This window comes from Prosthecobacter sp. (assembly GCF_020439865.1).
In the GTDB taxonomy this organism is placed as follows: Bacteria; Verrucomicrobiota; Verrucomicrobiia; order Verrucomicrobiales; family Verrucomicrobiaceae; genus Prosthecobacter.
In genome coordinates, this window is sequence record NZ_JAGRPF010000113.1 from 91305 (window position 1) to 115416 (window position 24112).

At 59.1% G+C, this 24112-nt stretch carries 22 protein-coding genes; 16 read left to right on the forward strand and 6 right to left on the reverse strand.

From position 1 onward, the window contains the following. The first annotated feature begins 74 nt into the window (after positions 1 to 74). The 5 genes from KDL09_RS13265 (at position 75) to KDL09_RS13285 (ending at position 4972) form a co-directional block, all read left to right on the forward strand. Entirely contained in the window at positions 75 to 923 is an 849-nt protein-coding gene (locus KDL09_RS13265; RefSeq protein WP_294385807.1) for an alpha/beta hydrolase, read from the forward strand. Positions 924 to 936: 13 nt separating this feature from the next. Next, positions 937 to 1908, forward strand: coding sequence for a hypothetical protein (locus tag KDL09_RS13270; RefSeq protein ID WP_294385810.1), 972 nt, complete (start codon positions 937 to 939; stop codon positions 1906 to 1908). After that, the gene (locus tag KDL09_RS13275; protein ID WP_294385813.1) at positions 1905 to 3803 is read left to right on the forward strand and encodes a sulfatase-like hydrolase/transferase; all 1899 of its coding nucleotides are present in this window, start codon (positions 1905 to 1907) and stop codon (positions 3801 to 3803) included. Before KDL09_RS13270 ends, KDL09_RS13275 begins: the two co-directional genes overlap by 4 nt. A 119-nt stretch (positions 3804 to 3922) precedes the next feature. Continuing rightward, the gene (gene pgsA / locus KDL09_RS13280; RefSeq protein ID WP_294385816.1) at positions 3923 to 4495 is read left to right on the forward strand and encodes a CDP-diacylglycerol--glycerol-3-phosphate 3-phosphatidyltransferase; all 573 of its coding nucleotides are present in this window, start codon (positions 3923 to 3925) and stop codon (positions 4493 to 4495) included. Positions 4496 to 4510: 15 nt separating this feature from the next. Continuing rightward, positions 4511 to 4972: a RidA family protein gene (locus tag KDL09_RS13285; protein ID WP_294385817.1), complete on the forward strand. Its 462-nt coding sequence runs from the start codon at positions 4511 to 4513 to the stop codon at positions 4970 to 4972. 52 nt (positions 4973 to 5024) lie between these two features. On the opposite strand, the gene KDL09_RS13290 is transcribed toward KDL09_RS13285, so the two are convergent. Beyond that, complete coding sequence (locus KDL09_RS13290; RefSeq protein ID WP_294385820.1) at positions 5025 to 5507, reverse strand: glycine zipper domain-containing protein; 483 nt, start codon at positions 5505 to 5507, stop codon at positions 5025 to 5027. A 144-nt stretch (positions 5508 to 5651) separates the two neighbouring features. After that, on the reverse strand, positions 5652 to 6422 hold the full coding sequence (locus KDL09_RS13295) for a DUF3313 family protein (protein WP_294385822.1): 771 nt from the start codon (positions 6420 to 6422) through the stop codon (positions 5652 to 5654). Positions 6423 to 6597: 175 nt separating this feature from the next. On the opposite strand from KDL09_RS13295, the gene rseP reads away from it, so the two are divergent. From rseP to KDL09_RS13310, 3 genes are all read left to right on the forward strand, one after another. Beyond that, the gene (gene rseP / locus KDL09_RS13300) at positions 6598 to 8127 is read left to right on the forward strand and encodes an RIP metalloprotease RseP (RefSeq protein ID WP_294385828.1); all 1530 of its coding nucleotides are present in this window, start codon (positions 6598 to 6600) and stop codon (positions 8125 to 8127) included. Positions 8128 to 8142: 15 nt separating this feature from the next. Beyond that, the gene (locus tag KDL09_RS13305) at positions 8143 to 9312 is read left to right on the forward strand and encodes a glycosyltransferase family 4 protein (RefSeq protein ID WP_294385831.1); all 1170 of its coding nucleotides are present in this window, start codon (positions 8143 to 8145) and stop codon (positions 9310 to 9312) included. 78 nt (positions 9313 to 9390) lie between these two features. After that, complete coding sequence (locus KDL09_RS13310) at positions 9391 to 10986, forward strand: serine/threonine-protein kinase (protein WP_294385834.1); 1596 nt, start codon at positions 9391 to 9393, stop codon at positions 10984 to 10986. Positions 10987 to 11006: 20 nt separating this feature from the next. Here the strand turns inward: KDL09_RS13310 and KDL09_RS13315 are convergent, their stop codons facing one another. After that, positions 11007 to 11462 carry a hypothetical protein gene (locus tag KDL09_RS13315; protein ID WP_294385835.1) on the reverse strand — a complete coding sequence of 152 codons (456 nt, stop codon included), beginning with the start codon at positions 11460 to 11462 and terminating at the stop codon, positions 11007 to 11009. Here KDL09_RS13315 and KDL09_RS13320 point away from each other — a divergent pair. Both KDL09_RS13320 and KDL09_RS13325 read left to right on the forward strand, forming a co-directional pair. Then, positions 11461 to 12696, forward strand: a complete 1236-nt coding sequence (locus KDL09_RS13320; RefSeq protein ID WP_294385840.1) for a glycosyltransferase family 4 protein — start codon at positions 11461 to 11463, stop codon at positions 12694 to 12696. The two genes, KDL09_RS13315 and KDL09_RS13320, sit on opposite strands and share 2 nt — an antisense overlap. Then, complete coding sequence (locus KDL09_RS13325; protein ID WP_294385843.1) at positions 12693 to 13589, forward strand: polysaccharide pyruvyl transferase family protein; 897 nt, start codon at positions 12693 to 12695, stop codon at positions 13587 to 13589. The genes KDL09_RS13320 and KDL09_RS13325 overlap by 4 nt, the downstream gene beginning before the upstream one ends. Here KDL09_RS13325 and KDL09_RS13330 read toward each other — a convergent pair. Further along, positions 13576 to 14379 carry a hypothetical protein gene (locus KDL09_RS13330; RefSeq protein WP_294385845.1) on the reverse strand — a complete coding sequence of 268 codons (804 nt, stop codon included), beginning with the start codon at positions 14377 to 14379 and terminating at the stop codon, positions 13576 to 13578. The genes KDL09_RS13325 and KDL09_RS13330 overlap by 14 nt on opposite strands. A gap of 58 nt (positions 14380 to 14437) precedes the next feature. On the opposite strand from KDL09_RS13330, the gene KDL09_RS13335 reads away from it, so the two are divergent. Further along, a complete protein-coding gene (locus KDL09_RS13335; protein WP_294385847.1) occupies positions 14438 to 15916 on the forward strand; it encodes a sialate O-acetylesterase in 1479 nt (492 codons plus the stop codon). Positions 15917 to 15954: 38 nt separating this feature from the next. Then, complete coding sequence (locus KDL09_RS13340) at positions 15955 to 17280, forward strand: Gfo/Idh/MocA family oxidoreductase (protein WP_294385849.1); 1326 nt, start codon at positions 15955 to 15957, stop codon at positions 17278 to 17280. Positions 17281 to 17346: 66 nt separating this feature from the next. On the opposite strand, the gene KDL09_RS13345 is transcribed toward KDL09_RS13340, so the two are convergent. Further along, on the reverse strand, positions 17347 to 19497 hold the full coding sequence (locus KDL09_RS13345) for a TonB-dependent receptor (protein ID WP_294385851.1): 2151 nt from the start codon (positions 19495 to 19497) through the stop codon (positions 17347 to 17349). 183 nt (positions 19498 to 19680) lie between these two features. Between KDL09_RS13345 and KDL09_RS13350 the strand changes: the two genes are divergently transcribed. Genes KDL09_RS13350 through KDL09_RS13365 form a run of 4 tightly spaced genes read left to right on the forward strand, consistent with a single transcriptional unit; the run spans position 19681 to position 22160 of the window. Then, positions 19681 to 20487: an energy transducer TonB gene (locus KDL09_RS13350; RefSeq protein WP_294385854.1), complete on the forward strand. Its 807-nt coding sequence runs from the start codon at positions 19681 to 19683 to the stop codon at positions 20485 to 20487. Positions 20488 to 20533: 46 nt separating this feature from the next. Beyond that, positions 20534 to 21175: a MotA/TolQ/ExbB proton channel family protein gene (locus tag KDL09_RS13355; RefSeq protein ID WP_294385856.1), complete on the forward strand. Its 642-nt coding sequence runs from the start codon at positions 20534 to 20536 to the stop codon at positions 21173 to 21175. Positions 21176 to 21182: 7 nt separating this feature from the next. Next, on the forward strand, positions 21183 to 21611 hold the full coding sequence (locus KDL09_RS13360; protein WP_294385859.1) for a biopolymer transporter ExbD: 429 nt from the start codon (positions 21183 to 21185) through the stop codon (positions 21609 to 21611). A 3-nt stretch (positions 21612 to 21614) separates the two neighbouring features. Further along, positions 21615 to 22160, forward strand: coding sequence for a hypothetical protein (locus KDL09_RS13365; RefSeq protein ID WP_294385862.1), 546 nt, complete (start codon positions 21615 to 21617; stop codon positions 22158 to 22160). A 300-nt stretch (positions 22161 to 22460) separates the two neighbouring features. Here the strand turns inward: KDL09_RS13365 and KDL09_RS13370 are convergent, their stop codons facing one another. Further along, entirely contained in the window at positions 22461 to 23963 is a 1503-nt protein-coding gene (locus tag KDL09_RS13370; protein WP_294385863.1) for a vanadium-dependent haloperoxidase, read from the reverse strand. Positions 23964 to 24112 lie beyond the last annotated feature (149 nt).

Consider the following 24112-nt stretch of genomic DNA (forward strand, 5'->3'; position numbering starts at 1 on the left):
GCTGTCGCCGTTGGAAAGGTGGGGGAAGTTTTTTGCCTGAACCACGCTGACGGAGTCGTTCACACAAACTCCCTATGTTGCGCCTCCTCTTCTGTCTCCTTCTGGCTTCGTCGTTGCATGCCGACGAGCCTATTGTCCACGTTTATAAAAAGGTCGCGGATCGCGAACTGAAGCTCACGATCGTCAATCCGCCGGACTGGAAGGCCTCTGATCAACGTCCGGCGATGGTGTTCTTCCACGGCGGCGGCTGGGTGGGCGGAACGCCGGTCCAGTTCACGCAGCACAGCGACTACCTCGCCACGCGCGGCATGGTGTGCATTCAGGTCGAGTATCGTTTGATCGAGAAAGGCGAAAAAGGACCGCCGGTGAACTGCGTGGCAGATGCGAAATCCGCCATGCGCTGGGTGCGTTCGCATGCAGGCGAACTGGGCATCGATCCGAACCGCATTGGTGCCGGTGGTGGCAGCGCGGGCGGTCATCTCGCTGCGTTCGTCGGCATGGTGGAAGGACTCGACGATCCGCAGGATGATTTGAAGGTTTCGCCAAAGGCCAACGCGCTCGCGCTGTTCAATCCCGTCTTCGACAACGGCCCCGATCAAGGCTGGGGCCATGCGCGCGTCGGCGACCGCTACAAAGAGTTCTCGCCCGCACACAACATCACACCCGACGATCCGCCCGCGATCATCTTCCTCGGTACGCAGGACAAGCTGATTCCCGTGGCCGTCGTCGAGCGCTACAAGGCGAACATGGAAAAGGCGGGCGTGCGCTGCGAGGCGAAGTCTTACGAAGGCCAGGGCCACGGCTTCTTCAATCCCGGCAAAGGCGGCAAGATGGACTTCTACTACGACACCCTCCTCGAAACCGACAAGTTCCTCACCTCGTTGGGGTGGTTGAAGGGCGAGCCGACGTTGAAGAAGCCGTGATAAATAGTCGATCATGTCGCAAGAAGAGCGGTCATTTTTCAAGGCGTTGTGTGGCGACGGCCGACCGTTGCTGTTGTTGACTGCGGTGATGCTGGCGTTGTCGGGTGGTGGCGCGTTGTTTCTCTCGTGCACGGGTGATTTCCTGCCTCATGACGTCGCCTTTCTCGGCATGCAACCCAAGGCCCTGTGTGAGCTGAATGAATGCCGCATCGTGCATTTCATGATTCACGACCGTGCTTCGTTCGGTGCAGTGCTGATCTCGCTGGGCGTTCTTTATGCGTGGCTGGCCCTGTTTCCGATCAAACGAGGAGAATCTTGGGCCTGGTGGTTGCTGCTGGCCTCGTTCATCACCGGATTTGGCAGTTTCCTTTGTTACCTTGGCTATGGTTACCTCGATACCTGGCATGGCTGGGCCACGCTGATGCTTCTACCAGTGGCCGTTGCTGCGATCGTTCTCACACGTCGCTTGTGTCCTGATGGTTTGAACCTGAAGCCGGGATGGAAGCCGGAAAGTTGGACGAGCTGTGAAGGTGTCGGCAGACTCATTTGGATCTGTTCGTCCTTGGGACTGATCGGGGCGGGTGCCACGATCATGGTGGTGGGGATGACCGCGGTTTTTGTGCCCAGCGATCTCGAATTCATCGGCTACACGCGTGATCAACTTCAGAACATCAACCCGCGTCTCATTCCTCTGATCGCGCATGATCGTGCTGGTTTTGGTGGCGGGGTTCTTACGACGGGCATTCTGATGTTGTGCATTGTTTGGAAGGCGCGGCCTGCTGTTCACGTCTGGCAGTCAGTGGCAGTTGCTGCATTCGCTGGTTTCTCGGTGGGCGTCGGCGTGCACTATCCCATCGGTTACGTTGACACACTGCATCTGCTGCCTGCATGGCTAGGCGCGGCGGGGTTTGCGATTGGTGCGATCTTGTCAAAGAAGCGGTATTTCTCTGCCGCTGCGGTCGTTTCATCTTGCTCACAACCATGAAGACACTCGCCCTCTTCCTTTCGTCATTCACCATTGCAACTTCGTCATTGTCGGCGAAGCCAAACGTCATCTATCTCATGGACGACGAACTCGGTTATTTCGAACCGGCGTTCATGGGCGGGACAAACATTCAAACACCGAACCTCGACCGCATGGCCGGCGAGGGCATGCGGTTCAACAACCTGCTGGCGGGCTCGTCGGTGTGCGCGCCGACGCGTTGCTGCTTTCTCACCGGCAAGCACAGCGGCCACACGAGCGTGCGTGCAAACGGAGGCGGCACGCCGATGCGTGCAGACGAGCAGACAGTCGCATCGATCTTGAAGCCTCTCGGTTATGCGACGGGCGGATTCGGCAAGTGGGGCAATGGAGGGCGCGATTCCACCGGCGTGCCGGAGAATCACGGCTTCGACACCTTCTTCGGTTACTACGACCAGGTGCATGCGCACAGCCAGTATCCGCCGTATCTGCTTCAAAACAGCGAGGAAGTGCCGCTCAAGGGCAACAAGGACGGGCGCACGGGCGAAACGTATGCCCAATACGCCATCCACGACGCGGCGATGAAGTTCATCCGCGATCATGCGAAGGAACCGTTCTTCGCCTATCTGCCTTACACACCGCCGCACGGCAATTTCCAAATCCCCGACAGCGATCCAGCGTGGGTGCTCTACAAGGACAAGCCGTGGTCCGAGGACGCACGGCGCTATGCGGCGATGGTGACAATGATCGACCGTGAAGTCGGCGAGATCATCGCGTTGCTCAAGGAACTCGGCATCGACGACAACACGCTCTTTCTCTTCAGCGGCGACAACGGCGCGAACGACTACTTCAAATCGAAGGACTTCCCGCGCGGTGTACACAGCGGCAACAAAGACCCGAAGACCGGTGTCGAGTATCGCGGCACGAAAGGAACGCTCTATGAAGGCGGCCTGCGCATTCCCTTCATCGCACGCTGGCCGGGCAAGATCGCGCCAGGCAGCACCACTGATTTCCTCGGTTACTTCCCCGACCTCCTGCCAACGATCGCGGAAATGACCGGCGCCACCGCACCGGCAGATATCGACGGCGTTTCCTTCCTGCCCACGCTGCTCGGCAAAAACTCCGAGCAAAAGCAGCACGACTATCTCTACTGGGAAATCGGCAACTGGACTGCGATCCGCCAAGGCACCTGGCGTGCGGTGCGTTCAAAGCCAAACGCCTCATGGGAACTCTACGATCTCGCTTCCGATCCGGGCGAAACCAAAGACCTCGCCGCAGCGAAGCCCGACGAACTCGCGAAACTCGTCGCGCTCGCGGAAAAAGCTCACGAACCGGTGCGCGAAGGCACCTTCAGCCGCACAGATCGTCACGAGCGCGACCGTCGCGCGAAATTCGGCAAGCAAGACGACACATCGCTCGAAGGCACGCCCGGCGGTGTGAAAAAGAAGGGCAAGAAGTCTGCCGCGGTGATGCCGACCGAGGGCATACTCTCGAACAAGGACTGGAAAATCGTCCGCGTGAGCAGCGAGAACACCGCGAACAAGAAATTTGCCACCAACGCCATTGATGGTGATTCCGAAACGCTCTGGCACTCAAAGTTCAGCGACGGCATCGCCAAACCACCGCATGAACTCGTCATCGATCTCGGTGCGCCGCACAAAGTTCGTGGATTCGTCTATCTCGGTCGTCAGGACACTGGCTGGAACGGCGCTGCGAAAGATGTGGAGTTCGCCATCAGCGACAGTTCCGACGCCTTCGGCCCTCCTGCCGTCAAAGCGTCACTGAAGAAGGTCAAAACACCGCAAACCGTCGAATGCCAGCCCATCAACGGCCGCTACGTGATGCTGCGCATTCTCTCCGAACAGCGTGATGATGGCGAACTCGGCACCATCGCGGAGCTCGGAGTGATGGGTGAGTAGGCACCGCCAAGAGGAGGGTGGGAGTGGACGGACGGGAGCTGCATTGCAGTGCTTTGTCGCAGGACCGCCATTGACAGCAGGGGGATTTCTTCGCTAGACAGAGGACGCTTTCCAACCGCATGAATCTGCCGAACCAGCTCACCGTCGCCCGTCTCATACTGACGGCGGTGTTTGTCGTGTGCTTTTACCTGCCGGTGGCGCATCACATCACGGTCGCAGCGCTGGTGTTTGGCGTGGCGTCCATCACGGATTATTTCGACGGGAGGATTGCGCGTGCACGCGGCATCGTGACGAATTTTGGGAAGTTGTTCGATCCGCTTGCGGACAAGATCCTCATCGCGGCAGCCTTCATCCTGCTGGTGGAGCGGGGTGATCTGTCTGCCTGGGTGGCGGTGGTGGTGCTGGCGCGGGAGTTCTTTGTAACAGGGATCCGGCTCATCGCGGCGGGGCAAGGAGCCATCCTGATGGCGGAAAGACTTGGGAAGCACAAGATGCTCTGGCAGATCATCACCGTCAGCTGGTTCCTCGTGAAACAGGCCTCAGACGAAACGTTGTTCGGTTTTACCAAACCGTTTTATGAGTCGGTGCCGGGCTGGGTGGGCGACATCATCGTGTATTTCACCACGCTGTTGACGCTGGTGTCCGGCTTCAGTTATTTCTGGAAGAACCGCCAGCTGTTCAACGATGCCTGATTCTCTCCAACCATCATGACTGCCGAACAACAACTCGCCTCCCTCGGACTGAACCTGCCGCCTGCACCGCCGCGTGGAGGGGTCTATAAGCCTGTCGTGATTGTTGGCGGTGTTGCCTATGTTTCTGGCCACGGCCCTTATCTAGGCGATGGCGACTACATTACGGGTCGAGTTGGTGCTGACCTTGATCTTGAGGCCGGCAAGGCTGCGGCAAAGCAAACGGGACTCGCTTTGCTGGCGACGTTGAAGAGCGAACTTGGGAGCCTCGACCGCGTGAAGCGCGTGGTGAAACTGCTCGGCATGGTCAACAGCACTGCGGATTTTCCCGATCATCCCAGAGTCATCAACGGCTGCAGTGAGCTGTTTGGCCAGATCTGGGGAGAGGAGAACGGCATTGGCGCACGCAGTGCGGTGGGCATGGGATCGCTGCCGGGAAACATTGCCGTCGAGATCGAAGGCATCTTTGAACTGCATTAAAAAACCTGCGCCGTTGTCAGCGCAGGATGTGGTGGTGAGGAGCGGCAGCGGATCAGAACCATCTCGATCCGATGCCAAGGCCGCTGCCCCAGCCGAACGGCTGGCCAAACCCAAAACCACCTCCCCACGGGCGGTAATTGTAGCGACTCACGTAATTTGGACTGCGGGAGTAGTAAGGACTGAAGTAGCTGCTGTTGGAGTAGTAGGGGTGACGGTAATACGAACTCGAGGAGTAGGGGCGGCCGTAGTAATAGCGGTTCCCGTAGCCGGAACTGCGGTTCACATAGTAGTAACGATCACGGCTGGCACCGATGGCGTTGCCGGCGAGTCCGCCGATCAGACCACCAATAAGCATCCCCTGCGCTGGATGCCGACGGCTCGCGATCCCGCCGAGCAGGGCGCCGCCAGCGGCTCCGTAGAGTGTTCCGGCGCGCTGGTTGGGTCCCATGTTGTAGTAGGGATACTGGCAGGAGGTCAGCGTCAGTGAGGCACCGACCAGAAGGATCACGACGGCTCGAAAAGAATGCGTTTTCATGATGAAGGAAGGCTCGTGAGAGATTAGCTCACAGAACCTACGATCCTGGCAATCACCAAACGTTCACCCGAATGGGGAAAAATTCCGCCAGGTTTGAGTAGATGTGATTTTTATGGGCAAGCCGTCGCAAAACGACCTGCCGCATCAAAACGCAATGATTTGGAAGGGCATGCTGTCCTTCACTTTTGTGTCCGGAGGAGTGCTCATGAGCTTCTCGAACTGCCGGGCCCATTCACGAATGGCATACTTCGCCTGACCCGAGGGAAACAACTCCTGAGGGAAGAAGAAGAAGAGGGATTTGGCTTCCTCCTTGTCAGCAAACTCGAAGAAAGATTTTCCGGTCTTTGGTTCCGTCAGGACGCCTTCGATCGCGATCATGCCGCGAGACGGTTTGCCCAGCACACTGCCAACCATCGGCAGCGTGACCAGATCCACGGCTTCTCTCACCGCCAGACCCGAGTACGTGTTGGGCTCCCATTCGATGATGGAGAGCCTCAGGGTCATCGCATCTTTGGAGGGAGCGTCCACGACGGAGAAGCGCGACTTTTTGTTGGATTTGAAGGCTCGGACAAACTTCTCCTGCGTGTATTTCAGCAGGCTCCGGATCTTTTTGTCCCGTCGCTCGTCGGAGAATTCCAGCTTGGTGAATTTTTGGCGCATGGGCTTGAGTTGATCGGCGACCACCGGTGCGATGTAGATCGACTTCACGCTCTCAGCGGCCTGAACGACGCGTTTGTCGGTATTCCACCAGTTCCCGATGAAAGGCGAGCGTTTGCGGTCCTCCTTGAGTTCGGAGGCATGGGGCAGAAACCCGGTGGGCTTGACGTCAACGGCGGCGACCACGCTTTTAACGGTGCGGCAGGAGATCATCATCCAGGGGACGAGTAGAAACAGGGCGGCGCGTATCGGTATCATGAAGGGGGATTCTTGGATACGTTTGAGGACTGAGAATGGCAAATATTTCAAGCCTCATCCCGCCATAAACTTCCCCGCATCATTTGCACGGGACTTGACGGGGTGTTAGCTTTCCGGCCTGTCTTTCGGTGCTCCGGCAATCCCGCCCGGGTCCCAAAGGATTTTCTTCCTCTTTATGGCTTGGCTTTCCTCCCTCGGTACCTTCGGTGAAATCCTCCGTTTCATCATCCTCATTCTGGAGGTGATCCTGGTTTTCAACCTCATGATTGTCGTCCACGAATGGGGACATTTCCTTGCGGCGCGCTGGCGGGGGCTGAAGGTCGAGAAATTCTACATCTGGTTCGGCAAACCCTTGTGGAAAAAGACCATCAACGGGGTCGAATACGGCATTGGCAGCATTCCGGCGGGAGGTTTCGTGGCCCTGCCGCAAATGGCCCCCATGGGCGGCCTCGAGGGAGAAACCAGCACCGAGCCGCTGCCGCCGATCACTCCTTTGGACAAGGCCATCGTCGCCTTCGCCGGGCCGTTGTTCAGTTTCCTGCTCGCCTGCGTGTTCGCGGTAGCGGTCTGGCTTGTGGGCAAGCCGCAGAGTGAGGCACACACCACGACCATCGTCGGGTATGTCGCTAAGGGCAGCCCGGCGGAAAAGGCGGGCATTCTCCCTGGGGACAAGGTTCTCGAGGTGGACGGCCAGCAAGTGAAGCGCTTTGAAGGGCTGGTGGACAGCGTGCGTTGGGGCGTGGTGGCCAGCGAGGGGGACAGGATCGAGTTTGAAGTGGAGCGTCCGGGGAAGGGAGTGCTGAAGTTTGAGGTCGATCCCAAGGCCTGGCCGAAGACGGACGAAAAGCCTGTGCCTACATTCTGGTGGAGTTCCATCTTCAAGCGCCCCGAACTACGTGATGTCGGGCTGCAGGGTCAGATGACGCCGATGGTGGGCAGCGTTGCCAAAAACAGTCCTGCGGATGAGGCGGGCATCAAGACGGATGACCTCATCTTGCGCGTTGATGGCAGGCAGCTGCGGAGCATGGGCGACCTCGGCGACTACATTAGAGAGAACCCGGGCAAGACCATCGCGCTGGACATCGAACGTGCAGGTAAAGTCATCCAGATCCCCGTGCTGCCGCGAGTCCCGGACGAGAACAACCTCAAGGAAGTCATGGAAGATCATCAGGAGTATCCGATGATCGGCGTGGCCTGGGATGTGGAAGGCAAGCGCACGCCCATCATCGTCACCCCATGGGAACAGATCAGTGACGCCGTGAGACACATGGGTAATCTGGTGACGAAGCTCTTTTCACCGAAATCGGATCTTAGCCCGGCGCACATGAGCGGCCCGGTTGGAGTAGGTCGTCTTTACTACAAGCTGTTCCAGCACCCCGATGGCTGGCGCCTCGTGCTCTGGTTCAGCGTCGTGTTCAACATCAACCTCGCCATTCTCAACATGATGCCCTTTCCGGTGCTAGATGGAGGTCACATCACCATGGCTATTGCCGAGGCGATCCGCCGCAAGCCGCCGCAGGGCAAGGTTCTCGAGTACGTGCAGACCGCCTGCGCGCTGATGCTGTTTGGCTTCATCATCTTTGTCACCCTCAAGGACACCGGCGACTTCTTCGGTGGAGGTGGAGGGGGCAAGGAGGGCAAGACGTTAAAAATCCAATGGCTTTCCAAAGAGCAGCGAGCTGCCAAAGCCACAGCGGGCGCCTAGAGTTCTCTGCGATCTATGCGCGTTCTCATCCTTGTCGAAAACCTTCCGGTGCCTTTCGACAGGCGCGTGTGGCAGGAGGCCTGCGCGCTGCGTGACGCAGGCCACGAAGTAACCGTGATCTGTCCGCAGATGCGGGGCTACACGCAGCCGGAGGAGGTGCTGGAAGGAATCCAGATCTACCGGCACTGGATCAGCGGCGAGGCCGGATCTCTCGGCGGTTTCTTCAAGGAATATGCCTCCGCGTTGTGGGGCGAGCTTGGGTGCGCTCTCAAGGCATGGAAGCGCTGCGGTTTCGATGTGATCCATCTTTGCAATCCTCCCGACCTGCTGTTTCTCGTCGCCCTGCCGTTTAAGCTGCTTGCAGGGGTCAAGGTGATCTTCGATGTCCATGATCTGTGGCCGGAAATGTTTGAGGCGAAGTTTGGCAAACGCGGCCTCATGTATTGGGCGGTTAGGATCGCCGAGCGTTGCACCCTTGCCCTCGCCGATGCGGTAATAGCCACCAATCAGAGCGTGCTGAAGGCGGTCAAGCAGCGTGGCGGGCTCGACGATGACCGCGCTTTCGTCGTTCGCACGGCTCCCAACCGCATGAACACAAATGCCGAGCCGGACGAAGCCTTGCGTGCGGGTAGAAAATATCTGGTGGGTTATATCGGCGTCATGGGCAGTGCCGACGGGGTGGAGTATTTGATTCGTGCCGCCAACCACATCGTCAATACTCGTCAGCGCTCGGATGTTCAGTTTCTGCTCATGGGGTCGGGCCCGGAGCATGCGGACCTGCTCGCCGTGCGTGATCGTCTGGGCCTCCAAGACTGCATGAGCATGCCCGGTCGTGTCAGTGATGAGTTTCTCTGCTGCGCCCTGCGCACCATGGATCTCGGAGTCGCCTGCGATCCCATCAATGCCTACAACGACCACTGCACCATGAACAAGGTGCTCGAGTACATGGCCTTCGCGAAGCCGATGGTCATGTTCGGAACCGTGGAAGGTCGTTATTCCGCCGGGGCCGGAGCCGTCTACGTTATGGAAAACAGCGCTGAGCAGTTGGGGGATGCCATCCTGGCCACTCTTGACGACGAGTCATGTCGAAAGACCTTGGCCGCGGCTGGTCATGCAAGGTTGACGCAGGAGTTGAACTGGGGGCGCAGTGTGGAGCAGTTGGTGTCGGCCTATGGGTCTGTCTGAAGTTCTTTCTAGTGATTATTTGGCTTTCATGCACTTGGTGTCTTGCCAAGAACGACTCCGCCCTCTTAAATCACCGGAATGCAGCCCGCGAATGACCATGGTGGTGAAGGGATCAAATTTGAGCCTTTCGTTCCGCCATCGACGCAGGAACTAGACGAGCTTATTCCCGGCTACAAGTTCGTCGAGTTCATCGAGCGCGGTGGCATGGGCGCGGTTTACAAGGCGGTGCAAAAGAGTCTCAACCGCACTGTGGCGGTGAAGCTGCTGCCGCAGGTTCATCGCAACAAGGAAAGCTTCGCCGAACGCTTCAAACGCGAGGCGCACGCCCTCGCGCAGCTGAATCATCCCCATATCATCGCCGTGCATGACTTTGGTGAGACTCCAGACGGGCAGATGTTCTATGCCATGGAGTATGTCTCCGGCATGGATTTGCAGCATCTGCTGAAACGCGATCCACCGGAACCCCGGCAGATTCTCAGAATCATTACCCAGGTCTGCGAGGCCCTGCAGTTTGCCCATGAGCGCGGCATTGTGCATCGTGACATCAAGCCGGCAAACATCCTCATCGACGAACGCGGTAATGTAAAAGTCGCCGACTTTGGGCTCGCCAAGGTTGTCGGCCCGCAGTCGGTTGACTACACCGCGACTGGCACCACGCTCGGAACACCGGATTATATCGCGCCCGAAGCGCTCGACCAAAGCAGAACCATCGACCACCGGGCGGACATCTACTCACTTGGAGTGATGATCTATGAACTCTTCACGGGACATGTGCCCAAAGGCATGTGGGAGCCCCCCTCGATCCGTTCGGGCGCGGACAAGGGCATCGACGCCGTCGTCAGCAAGGCGATGCAAAACAACCCCGAGAAACGCTACCAGCATGTGAGTGACATGACGCAGGTGCTGGAAAAGCTTTTCAAAAACAGCGACAATTGGAAGAACTTCCGCCGGCCTCCCAAAAGCGATATCACCGTCGCTCCTGCTCCGCAGGCGGTGCGAATCCCCACCGATGCCGAAACGATCCGGATGCAGTCGCGCACACGCAAAAAGCGCTGGATGGGGTGGGCTGCAGGGATCCTGTTGCTCGGCGGCGGCGGCGCAGCCTGGCAGGCTGGGTGGCTTGCTTCGCAGAAGACCACCGATGCGGAACTCTCTCAGGCCGGGCAACCTGCCCAGGCACCACCAGCACCCGAGCAGATGAAACTGGCCGAGTGGGTTTTTGCTCACGACGGCTTTTTGAATGTTCAAACTGACGCCGACACGGAAAAGCAGATGGGGGATCAATATGACATTTGGTATTCTTCCGGCCTGCCCAAGGAACCTTTCACCATCTGGCGGGTGTCCTTCGCCGTCGCCGGACGGTCGATCACGGAGGAAGCGGATCTGGAAGAACTGGTGCGGCTTCTCAAAGACGCGGGCACGGTGTCGAATCTCAATTTGCGCGGTCTGAGAGTGCCCGTGGCGGCGCTCGGACTGCTGGGGGATGTCGTCACTATCACAAACCTTGATCTGACTGCCAGCCCGGTTGTGACTGTTGAGGCCGTACCCTTTCTCGCTGCAAGCAGGCAGTTGAAACTACTGCGAGTCGGAGGCACCACCCGCGAACCTCTGGACCCATCGTTTGCCGAGGAAATGCGGCTGGCGCTGCCAAATTGCACCATCCTGCAGAACTGACGCCGTCTTTGGTTTTCATCTCAACCCGACACCATCATCATGAAATCGAGATCCTCAAAAAAAATGTTAGTCACCCACTCCTCCAAGACCTCAAAAACCCAAGGAAAAGTGAGGAAGACCCCGGCGAAAAAGACTGCGTCGAAAACGATGAACCGAAAGATGGTGGAGGCGAAACGAAAAGCTCCGGCCCCCAAAAAAGCTTCGCTGAAAAAGACCACGGTTCGCGAGCCTGTGGCTGCAAACGCGAAGAAGATCGCCTCGGCACCGAAGCCGCTCAAGAGGACGACGTCGGCATCCGCCAAGTCAAAGCATGGGGTGAAGAAGGAGCCGGCCGCCAAAAGGAATACCGCTTCGTCCAAAAGGAAAAACATGCAGAAGTCCAGAGCCGTTGCTCCAAAGACCATTACTGCTGAGCGCAGTGTGGGTGCGTTCTCCATGGCTGTGATGGCCAGCGGAACGTCGGCCGGTTCGGCCATGTCTGCACCTCAAGGGCGTGCAGATCGGGACGCTCAGGTAAAGTTGGGAGGTCTGCGTCGTTCCCGAAAGCCGCGTCTTCTCTGGATTGGCGATGCTTTGGTTCCCACGGGTTTTGCGACGGTCACGCATGCGGTGCTCGATCATCTGCGCCACGACTGGGAGGTCGTGGTTTCGGGGGTCAATTACGATGGTTCCGCGCACGATCTGCCCTATCGGGTCATGCCTGCGTGGCAGGGAGGAGACATGTGGGGCATGAACCGCTTCCAGCACCTGTGCGCCGAGTTCGCACCTGCAGCCGTGGTGATCAACAACGACTGGTGGAACGTCGCGCAGTTCGCCAGGATCGCTCCTTCTGGCGTTCCTGTGATCGGCTACATGCCTGTGGACGGAGGTCATCTGGACCCTGCCTCCATGAAGGAACTGAACAAGCTCCACGCCGCCGTCTGGTACACACGGTTTGGTCTCAAGGAGGCAAAAGAAGCGGGATTCCGTGGCAGGGGCCATGTCATTCCTCACGGCATCGACACTGGCGTGTTTCAGCCGGTGACCCGTGCTGAAGCGCGTCGCCTGCTTGATCTTAATGTGCCGTCAAACGCCTTCATCGTCGGGAACATCAACCGGAATCAGCCTCGCAAGCGGCTGGACGTGACCATTCAGATCTTTGCTGACTGGATCAAACAACATCGCATCTCCAATGCACATCTTCTGCTCCACTGCGCCAGGCAGGACACGGGCTGGGATTTGCGTCGTGTGGCCGCCTACCATGGTGTTGCCGACCGGCTCATCCTCACGGGCGGGGAGAACATTCGGGACATGCAGGGAAGTGAAAAGCTGCGGCTCATCTACAGCAGCCTTGATCTTCAAGTCACCACAACGCTGGGCGAAGGCTGGGGGCTTACCACGATGGAAGGCATGGCGTGCGGCATTCCGCAGATCGTGCCGGATTCGTCGGCGTTGTCCGAGTGGGCTCTGCCGGCGGTGAAGGTGCCGTGCTCGCGTCAGCTCATGAATCCGGAGATCAACACCGTCGGCTCTCTCGTGGATGATGCGCCGTTTGTCGCCGCCTTGCAGAAACTCTACCGCGACAAGACCGCTCGGGCCCGTCTTTCCTCCCAGGGAATTGCGCATGTGCGTCGGAACGAGTTTTCTTGGAAGAATGTGGCGGGCCGGTTTTCCACCGTCCTTTCCGCCGCTCTTCGCGAGAGGCCGACTAGATCGAAGGTGCTCGCATGAAGATTGCCTTCGTCGGAGCTTCTGGTTATGGCAACGTCGGTGATGACACCTATCCACTGGTGTTCGCGCAGCAGTTGTCGGGACACGAACTGGTGTTCTACAATTCTGATCTGCCTTCAAGCCTGCCAGAAGACATTGAACTGCTGGTATTGGGCGGCGGCGGGATTTTGTACAACAATCCCAAAGAGGGACCCGAAGAAGCGGAGTCACCGCACTTCCGCTGCATGAAGTTCTACATGGATGCCGCCATTGAGCGCGGCATCCCGTGGGGCATCTCCTCGTGCGGTTTCCAGTTTCGCAGTAAACGCGAAGATGCCTACGCGATCGCCCTCAAACCCTGGGTGCCTTATTTGAAGCAGGCAAAGTTCATCACGCTGCGCTCACCCAACTGCGTGCGCATTGCGCGCGAGCTGGGTGAGCGGGACGATGTGTCGTTCTTTCCTGATGCTGCCTACTTGTTCCGTCCTGATGTTGAACCCATGGGCGAAGCGCCCCGTGAAGTGAGCATCGTTCCGGCAGGCTTTGTGAATCCGCGCAACGATCTGATCCGGAACTACTTGCGACAGTTCGCTTCGTCCGAGGTTCCGATCACCTGGTTGGGAATGGGGGCGCCTGTGGATGACGACCGGCATCTGGCTGACGCAGCCGAGCTCTTCCCGCGCTCCCGAATCATCGCGAATGCCGGCCCTCAAGCCGCGTTTGCGCAAATCGCACGTTCACGATTTGTGATCACCGGGCGCTATCACGGACTGGTCTTTGCTCGCATCCACCGTGTGCCGTTCATCACCTCCGTGCACACGCCCTACAAAATCATGAACGAGGATCTCGATGCAGACATCTCGGGTGCGGCCGGTCATTTCGACGTGCTGCGCCGGTTCATCACCAACGTCTGAAAAACGCCTCCAACTCTCCCGGATCCACCTGCGAATAGTCGCGCCCAAGCGTGTTATCGCGGTCCAGGCCGAAGGCATATGCCGTGCCCCTGCGCACATCGATGTAATCTTCGGGGTAAAACACCGCGACGGGCTTGTTTTCGAGCCACGCGGCCTGATGCAGGCTGGACCAGCTTCCCACATAGGCGCGTGAGGACTTGATGAGGTTCAATGCCGCCGGGGTCGAGAGATTGTCGATCACGGTCACATTACCGCCTTCGAAGCACTTCGCATCCTCGTCCGCGTGGATCGTCTTCCCTTTGGCGCCTGTTCTTAGGTAGTTGCGGGTCACGATGAACACTTGCCATGGCAGCTTGCGCAGCACCTCGACGGTTTTCTCGATCAACGCATGGGGCAGCGAGCGGTAGGATGCGTTCCCTGCAAACGGCTGAAACACGATGTGACCGGCGGAGTCGACATCATCTGGTGCATCAAAAACTGGCACATAACCATCCGCCTTGCCTCGAATGAGCGTTGCGTAGTCGGCGCCCACGCATTCACACAAGGCCCGGCTGATGTCCGGCCCGCGCAGACCGGCGGTAAAGAACTCTTCGAACTTGTCGCCGAGTTCGTGGAGAATGAAGTTCTCCGCATTTCGATGATGACGGAAGATCTCGATCGCGAACGGGTTGTGCGAGGCGACGATCACCGGCAGCGGCTTTGTGGTCTCGCTGATCGTCCGATAGCTCGCGGTCAGATAGCAGGTGCGAATGACGTCGCCGAGGCCGGCGGAAAAAAGAGCGACTGACATTCGTGAAGCAATGGTGCGGGCGCTGACGTTGACAAGGCTCTTCTCCATCCAACCCGTCATGAAATCGCTCGCTCTCGTTTTCCTTCTTTCGTTGTCCGCCAGGGCCGCAGTCACGCTTCCGGCGGTGTTTTCCGATCACATGGTGCTGCAAAGCGGCAAACCGGTTCCTGTCTGGGGCACGGCGGATGCGAATGCGGAAGTCTCCGTCACCATCGCCGGGCAAACCAAAACCGCGAAAGCCGATGCGGAGGGCAAATGGTCTCTCAAACTCGATGCATTGACTGCTTCTTCTGAACCGCAGACGCTCACTGTTGGCGACAAGACGATCAATGACGTCCTTGTTGGCGAAGTGTGGCTCGGTTCGGGGCAGTCCAACATGGCCATGAGCGTGCAGGGTGCGAAGGACTTCGACCAGACCAAGAAGGAGTCGAATCTTCCGCTGATCCGCATGTTCACCGAAGGCAGCAGCGCTTCGGACACCGCCCAAACGCAGGGCAAGGGGACCTGGGTCGTCTGCACGCCGGATACCGTGGGTCGTTTTTCCGCCACGCTGTTCTTCTTCGGCCGCACGGTCTACGCGACGCTCCAAACACCCGTGGGCCTCATCAATTCATCGGTCGGCGGCACGCCCATCGAATCGTGGATCAGTCCCGAAGAACAGCATGCCAGCGCGGAACTGAAGCCATTCTTTGCAGCCGTCAAAAAGGATGATGCCACGTTCGACGAAGCGAAGGCCAGGGCCGGATACGAGAAGCAGCTGGCGAAATGGACCGAGGATGTGAAAAAGGCGAAGGCCGCAGGCAAGGAAGCGCCACGCAAGCCGCGCGACCCCGTGGAGACACGCAAGCGCAAGGGCAACGTCGGTGGTTTGTTCAACGGCAAGATCTCGCCGCTCATCCCTTATGCGATTCGTGGTGCGGTCTGGTATCAGGGCGAGGCGAACAGCCAGGATCCGAAGGCGCCGTTCTATCAGGCGCAGCTCACCTTGCTCGCGAAAGACTGGCGCACACGCTGGAGCGATGAGTTTCCATTCGCCTGGGTGCAGCTTCCCAACTTCACCCGCGCGGGTGAAGGGTGGATGATCGTGCGCGAGCAGATGATGAACGCGCTGAACACGATTCCAAACAGCGGCATGGCCATCACGCTCGACATCGGTGATGCGAAAAACATTCACCCGACGAACAAGCAGGAAGTCGGCCGTCGTCTCGCGCAGTGGGCGCTGGGCAGCGTGTATCACAAGGATGTTCCGGACACTGCCGGCCCGCTGATCAAGGAAGCGACTGTCAAAGGCGGAGAAATCGTCTGCGCGTTCACCCATGCGAAGGGTTTGACCGCGAAAGGTGATCTCACCGGCTTTGAAGTCGCCGGAGCCGACGGCCAGTGGCAGCCGGCCGATGCAAAGATCGACGGCGAAAAAGTAATCGTCTCGTCCAAGGCCGTCCCCGAGCCGAAGAACGTGCGCTACGCTTGGAAGGACAATCCCACCGCTTCGCTCTTCAACGGCGCTGGCATTCCGGCCTCGCCGTTTCGGAAGTAGTGAAGGATGACGGAGCCTGAGGTCGTTTGCTTGGCCTCATGAATCGCCGCCAATTCATCCAGCAGGCCGGTGCCGTTTCGGCGCTGGGATTTCCCGCCATTCTTCGTTCCGCCTCACCGAACTCGATGCTGCAGGTCGCGAGCGTCGGTGTGGCACGCATGGGCGGCAACACGATGCGCAGCGTGGCTTCGCATCCGAAGGTGAAGATCGTGGCGCTGTGCGATGTCGATGCGCGTTACATCGCCCAGGCGGCCAAGGATTTTCCAGACGCGAAACAGATCAAGGACTGGCGCGACCTGCTGGCGAAGCACGCGGACCAGTTCGACGCCGTGACCGTGGGAACGCCGGACCACATGCACGCTCCCATCGCCTGCACGGCCATGCGAGCGAAGAAGCATGTCTATTTGCAGAAGCCGATGGCTCCCACGCCGCACGAGTGTCGCGTGCTGGCGCAGGAGGCCGCCAAAGCCGGCGTGGTCACGCAGCTCGGCAATCAAGGCCGTTCGAGCATCGAGAGCCGGATGATGGTGGAACTGCTGCGCACCAAGGCGATTGGCAGGATCAAGGAGGTGATCATGTGGGAGAACAAGAAGCTCAACTGGTGGCCGAAGAACACCGAGCTGCGTCCTCAGGGCGATGCGATTCCCGAAGGCCTCGACTGGGATCACTGGATCGGCGTGCGCACGCCGCGGCCTTATCTGAATGACACGTATCATCCGCAGAACTGGCGCGCGTGGTTTGACTTCGGCTGCGGTGAACTCGGCGACATGGGCTGCCATCATCTCGACTCCACTTTCGATGGCCTGAAGCTCCGCGCACCGACGCGTGTGCGGCAGATCGGTGAAGGTAGCACCGGTCCGCTGTGGGCGGCCAAACGTCACGTCGAATTTGAGTTTCCCGGCAATGAACTCATCGCCGGTGAAACGCTCAAGCTCACGTGGCTCGACGGCGGCACCGAGCCGGATCGAAGCGTGGTGACGCTGCCGTCTGCGCTCAAGAATTTCCCTGCCAACGGCGGCTTCTGGATCGGCGAACATGGCGCGATCTTCAAACCGTATGCCGTGCGTCCCTTCGTGATGCCCGAAGCCGATTTCCCCGCAGAGAAATACCCCCGCGGCTTCGGCAAACAGGATCACTACCACAACTGGGTGGACGCGATTCTCGCCGGCAGGAAGAGCTGCGCCGACTTCAGCCACGGTGGCCCACTGACCGAAACCGTCGTCGTCGGCACCATCGCCGACCGCTTCCCCGGCCAGTGGCTCGAGTGGGATCGCGCCGGTTTGAAATTCACCAATCACGAAGGCGCCACCGCTTTGGTGAAGCGCGAGTATCGTGACGGCTGGAAGATCGAAGGGCTTGGATAAAAGAATTCCTGCGAGAGCGGAACACCACGTCCGCGTCCCGCAGGGACTCGACCAACCAGGAGATGATTAGAACTTCAGACTGCCGCCGACGTAGCAATTGCGACCGTAGGCGGGGATGATGCCGCTGGAGGTGACAATCGAGTAGTAATGTTTGTCGAACACGTTGTTGAGGCCGGCAAGGATGGAGAAGTTTTTGCAGACCGGTACTTCGGCGGTGAGATCCCACGTCGTATAGGCAGGGATGACGAAGTTGCCGGTGTTGGTGTCGTTGCCGTAGTGGCGGGCAACCAACGTTCCGAGGAAGGCGATCTTGAGGCCGCTCTTGCGTTTGTAGATGGCTCCGGTGCGGATCATGTAGGGCGGCGCATATTGCGGGGTACCACCGTCATTGACTCCGCCGTCGAGGCGCGCTTCGAGGAGGGAGATGTTGCCGTAGAGGTTGAACGAACCGAGGCGGTCGCCACGATGGGTGCCGTTCCAGGCGTCCAAGGCGCCGATGACGTCCAACTGCACGGCACCGTCCCAGCCATAGTTGATGCTGCGCCCGACACTCTGGATGTTCACACCAGCGGTGCCGAGCTTGTCATCGAGATCGATGAGGAAGAAAGAGCTGTCATAGGCGAACCACGGGCGAGGATTGCCGCGAACGCCAATCTCATAGTTCCAGCCCTGCGAGGGGGCGACATCGCTGGCGGTGCCGCCAGCAGTCGTGACCAGAGTCTGGCCAAAGGTGGTGGCGCGGTAGCTTTGCGAGACGTTGGCATAGACCGCCGTCTCGTTGCCGAGATCATAGGAGAGACCCAGGCCGAAGAGCGGCTGCGTGTCGAACTTGTTGTTGTCGCGTTGGGCGCTGATCGCAACGTTTCGGACCGTGACGTCCTGATTGATCAGCTCCATACGGAACCCAGGGGTGATGGTCAGGCGGCCGAAGGTGAATTTGTTTTCAAGGAAGAATGAGCCGTAGATCACATCACGTTGGGCGTCGGTGGTGAGGGTGCCGGTGTCGGCTGTCGGAGAGGCACCGGTGGCCGTGGTCAGCGGGGAGTGGCACATGTAGAACTGCATGCCGGCGGCCAGCGAGTGATTGCCGCCCCACAGCTCGTAGTCGTGTCGGATGCGCGGCTCGATGCCCCAGTTGTAGAACTGCTGTTGCGCAATGGTGTTGGTGAGAGCGGTGACGGTGCCGAAGCCTCCTGTCTGCCTGCGACTCCAGCGGTCGTAGGCACCGGCCCAGATTTTGAGGCTGAGTTCGGTCTGCTCGGAGAGCTTGTGCTGAAGTTCCGCACTGGCGACATAGCGGGTCAGATTGAAGCGGTCAGACCGGCGGACGGTCTGGTTACGGTCGGCGTTGTAAGCTGCTTGAGTCAGCCCGCCGGGTTCGCTATGGCGGTCTGAACCTGCATCGAGGGAGAAAATCCAGCGCGTGTCGGTGGCGGCCTGATAGATCAGTTTGAGACGTCCTGCGATGACTTCGAAGTCGCTGTTGGCGGCGCGGAAACCTTCACCGGAACGGTAGTTGAACCAGCCGACCCAACTCCACTTGCCGGCGCTGCCGTCGAAGGAGTTGAAGGTGGAATAGAGATTGTTGCTGCCAAAGATGTGCTTGGTGTGCATGCCAAACAGGCGGTCGGTGCGCGGCATGAGCGAAACGTAATTCAGAGCACCGGCCGGCTGCGGGCCATAGAGCAGGGAGGCGCCGCCGCGCACGAAGTCGATGCGCTGGGTGGACTCCAGTGGCGGCGTCCAGTAGGACTCGGGATAACCCTGCGGGTCCGCAGCGATGGGGATGCCGTCTTGGAGGACCATCATGTATTGAGCGCGGTCCGGGGAACCAATGCCGCGATAGCCGAGGCTCACCAGCGGGGTGCTTTCCTCCGCAGTGAGCAGGCCGGGGGTCATCGCAAACGCCTGGCTGTAGTTGTTGGCCTGCACTTCGGGCAGAGTCTGCAGGTTCAATGACGTGGCCTTTTTGCCTGCGTAGATCTTCGTACCTTCGACCGGCGGCAGGTAGGGGATGATGACAGGCGGGTCTTCTGGAGCGTCGGCGGTGATGACGATGTTAGGCAGTTCGGTGGCGTTGGCCGTCTTCGGTTTGATCACCGGATTGCTCAGGGTTTGTGAGCGGGCGTGTGAGGCGAAGGCCAGAAAAAGGAGAGCGGCAGCGGCCATGGCAGGGCCGACGGAGCGTTCGAGAGTGACGGGAGAGAGGTGCTTCATGAGGTTGCTGATACTGAGATTCTGTCGCAGGAGTGCCGACAGTGGACAGCATGGATTGTTGCGCAAGTATTTTTTTGCGACTGAGTCGCAATTGCAAATTGACAGCTAATTCTTGCGTTTCATCCTCCGTTCCCGCCGCTGTCTTGTGCAATGACCTCCTCAGTGATACACACCCTGCCCGCCATGGGCTTCGACCGTTCCACCCCGATTCCTACTGCTGCCGGTCTTGGTGGATCGGTGCTGTGGCGTCGTCGCAGCACCCTGCAAGTGCTTATCACACTCTCGTGGGTCGTGGGCATCAGCGCGAGCTTTCTGGCGGTGGGCATCATTGGCATGTTCGCAGCCGACCTGCCGCCGATTCATCTCAAGACGCTCGCCGATTTGGACGGCGCCACGGAGTTGCCCATGGTCGAGACCTCCATGGCAGAACTACAGGCTCTTGAGGCAAGTGAGGATCTGCCTGCCGAGACCGAGCCGGTGCTGCCGGTGGAAATCCCCAAGGCTGTCGAAACGCCGCCTGAAAACCTGGATCTGCCTGAAATCGCCGAGGCGATGACACTGGAGGATGTTTTTGCCATTCCCACGGCTCCGAAGATTGAAGACGTGCTGCGGCCGGTTGACCCCGTGGTGAAACCCAAGCCTGCGCCCGCCCCGCCACGTCCGCGCACGCCGGTGGCAAGTGGCGGCACCCCTTCAACCACGCCCCAAGCTGGATCAGCGGGTGGCACGGGAACTTCAGGCAGTGGAGGGAAGGGAAAATTCCCTGCACCTCCCTATCCCACCTTTGCCCGCAGCGGTGGCATGCAGGGAACCGTACGCTTGAGCATCAGCGTCGGTCCGTCAGGTGCCGTGGAAGCTGTCAGCATCATCGGAAGCACCGGATTCAGCGCGCTCGACGATTACGCCGCCTCCTGGGTGCGTCGCAACTGGCGCTGGCCGGGCGGCGCCTCGAATCGCTACACACTTCCGCTCACCTTCCGTCTGCGCTGATCCGGTTCACGTTCTAATCTCCATTCGTCACCCGTTTTTCTCCCACATGCCCCTGCTAGCCAACGCCGTCGTCGATCTCTTCATCAAAGGCGGTCCCATCATGTATCCCATCGCGCTTGTGTCGCTGGTGGCTGTCTGCATCTTCGTCGAACGCGTGTTCTGGTGGATCCGATTCGCCGCCAAGCGATCGCCGAAGCAGCTTGAAGAAGTTTATGTGACGCTCGAGTCCGGTGATCTGGCCAAAGCCATTTCGCAGTCCGCCAAATCAAGCGATCCGGTCGTCCGAATGATTCATCACGGCTTGCAGCATCGGCACACCAGCATGCAGGGCGCTCTCGAAGTCGCCTCTGGCCAGGAGTTGCGTGATGCGGGCCGCTTCTTGAGCGCGATGGACACCATCGTCACTCTCGCACCGCTGCTTGGTCTCCTCGGCACCGTCACCGGCATCATGGGCAGCTTCACCAGCATCGGCAGCAGCGAACTTGCCGTCGAAAAAGTCACAGGCGGCATCGGCGAGGCGCTGATCGCCACCGCGGCCGGTCTCGGCATCGCCATCGGCACGCTGGTGCCGATGAACTATTTCCACTCGCGTCTCACCGCGCTGAAGTTCGATCTCGAAGCAGCCGCGAACAACGTGCTCATTCTGGCGGCGCAGCACGGGTTCGACAAAGTCACCCCGAAGGCCTGATCACGACGTGAAACTTCATTCCCCAGTGCCCGAGCGCAGAACGCGGCTGGAAATCATCCCGCTCATCGACGTGATGTTCTTCCTGCTGGCTTCCTTCATGATGGTCAGTCTCACGATGACGAAGCAGCAGACCATCAAGGTGAACCTGCCCGTCGCCTCGTCCGCGCAGTCGGACTTCAAGCCGGACATGATCAATCTGGCGGTGAACGCCGCAGGGGATGTCTTCTTCGACAAGTCTTCCATCACGCTGCCGGAGATGGACCGCAGGCTGGCCGAGCGCTTCGGCAAAGATCCCGCCACGCCGGTGTACATCAGTGCCGACGTGAACACGCGCTATGCCGACCTTGTGAAGGTGCTTGATGCCGCCAAGCGCGTCGGTTTCACGAAGGTGGCCTTCAACGTCAAACCCTCGAATGCGGCGCAGCCGAAACCCTGACGCATGAAGCGCCTGCTTAACACGCTGCTCGTCGTCATCGCGCTCGGCCTGTGTGTCGTTTGTGTCGCGCAATGGAAGCGCGAGGCGCGCCTGCGCGGCCATATCACCGACCTGGTGAAGCGTCTCGAAGCCGAAAACGCCCTGCGCATCGAGGCGGAGCGCAAAGTGCGCGAGTACGAGAAGGAGATCGAGCGTCTCACCGAACTTCGCGCCGAAGTCGAGGCAAAGCTGGTCGAGGTCACGCGCGAGTACAACGATCTCTCCTCCGACTCGGTCGCACGTGGCATCACCATCGCCGTTTACATGCGTGAACTCATGCAACTGCAGCGTGGCCTGGAGGAAACCCGGCTTGCGTTCGGCAAAGGCAGTAATGCCATCAAGGAGCACAACGCAGCCGTCACTGCGCAGAACAGCGCCATCGAAAAACAGAACGAGATGCTCAAGCAGCTCGCCCGCGAGCGTGATTCGGCTATCGAAAAGCTCAACGCCCGCACGGCTGAGTTCAACACGCTGGTGGAGAAGTACAACAAGCTGGCAAAGGAACGCTAGGCCAGCCGGTTGCTGCGTCGGTGTCTGTGAGGCTTCGCAATAGCAGTTCGCTCCAAGGCTCTTTACCATGTGACTGTTGCTTTTTGCAGCTGGCAGCACGGTGCTGTTTGGCATCTTCGTGAGAGCCGGGGGCTTCCGATCAGCGCTGCTTCACGGGGGCTGCCTGTGCATCCCTGCCGCCGCCTTCAGAACCCAAAGGGGTCGGTGGTGTGGTCTAGCCGGTGGATTGAGGTATTCGACTTGGGGATAGTCAGCGGCCAATACGCCTCTTTCGCGTGCTTCGGTAGTTAACTTCTAAAATCACTTGGGTCGCACTTGGGCGGCACCCTTGAAATAATCCTGATACTTTGGCCAACTCCAAACCGCGATCTCGCGTCCCACTTTGAGTCCGACATCATTATCAACCGGGATATGGTAGCCTCCCAGCGCTCGTGAGAGAGCGGCCATCTCTGCGACGGATGAGAAGGTGGGCAGATTGAGACGGACCTCTGATCCTGGGTCGGATTCGGTGAGTTCACAATGTCGGCGTTGTTCAATGAAGCCGTAGTTGTCACTGCCAGTGAAGAGTTCGAGCATCTTGGCACAGGCACCGCTGACGGTGGCATGTCCGCTGGTATAGCCTGGAAAGGGAGGGGTGATGAACGATGGTGGTGAATAAGGATGCCAATCCTCGGCAGGCATTTCCTTCGTTCCGCCATCACGCCCGGCCCAGCCAATGATTCGCTGCCCGGCATAATAGTGCCGAACCAGGGTCCAAGGGCGCGAGCTGTCGTAAAATCGTTTCGTCTCCCAACAGGCTATGAAAGCGTCGTGTGCCACGTTTGCGATCACGAAATAGAGCTTCACGTCCTGGTCGAGAGTGTGCTTGTCGCGTCTTGAGACATCCTGGGCAAATCGCAGCCAGTGGCCGCTTTGGCCGGTTGAGCGGGGACCGTCGCGCATGAATTCAACCTTCGCCTTTTCCTCTTTGGTCAGTTTTTGATTGTAGGCCAGAACCCGTTCGGTCTGTTGGCGTAGGGCGGCGTCATCAGTGGTTGTCATCGGCGGCGGTGGCGGACGGAATTGCGCTGAATTCTCAATCACAAAGGGCTTCACTCGGTACCAATGAGGAGTCAGAAACCCCGGCGTCACTTTCTTTCCGTTCTCCAGAGTGAAAGTGATCGGCTGCCAGCGATCAGGATCAATGATTCTATCCGGCGGATTCACCGGCCGGTAGTATGTGTAGTCACCATACGGCGTTCCGTCACCTCCGGCTTCATCTCCGTGCTGATTTGCGCCATCTTTCCGACGGAAGTCGATCACTGCTGCGGCAGCCAGGCATCCAATACCTTCCGGCAGGGTGGGGACGGTGGAAACCACATCAGGATCAAATCCTGCCTTGCGCATCTCGGCATCAAGGAAGGCTTTGTCTTCAGGATAGACGTAGAGCAGCGCCTGGTAGGAGGCGTAGCTGACCGCCTTTTCCTTGTTGGCGAGAGTTTGTTCACTTTCCGGCCGCCTGAGCCGCCCCCCAAGCCTGGAACCGACGGCCGTTTCATCGTAAGCCGTCCATGCGTCGTAAACTGAGGTTGCCCAAATCGACAGCGTGCGGGCGATGATTGTTGGGCGCGGGCCGTTGCGGGTGACTTCGCGAGCGGTGGCCTCCTGGGCGATGTCGAGCCAGCGATAGGCAAGTGACTGCTCCGCAGCCACTGCCGACTTCATATGAACCGGGCGTGTTTCCTCAGCCGGAAGTGAAAGCAGGCCAGCCATGAAAACGAAAGCGGTCAGGATGATTTTCGAGAAGAGACGGGGGGAGTTCACGCGTGAACTTGGGGACCTGTCTCCAGAGTCGTAACAAGGAAAGCTCATGATAGAATTGGGGAAACTGCGATCAACGCACATACGCGAGGCGGTGGCTGCGGGGAGGACGGACCTTTGACGTTCGTGGGATTTTGCTCATCTGGATATGA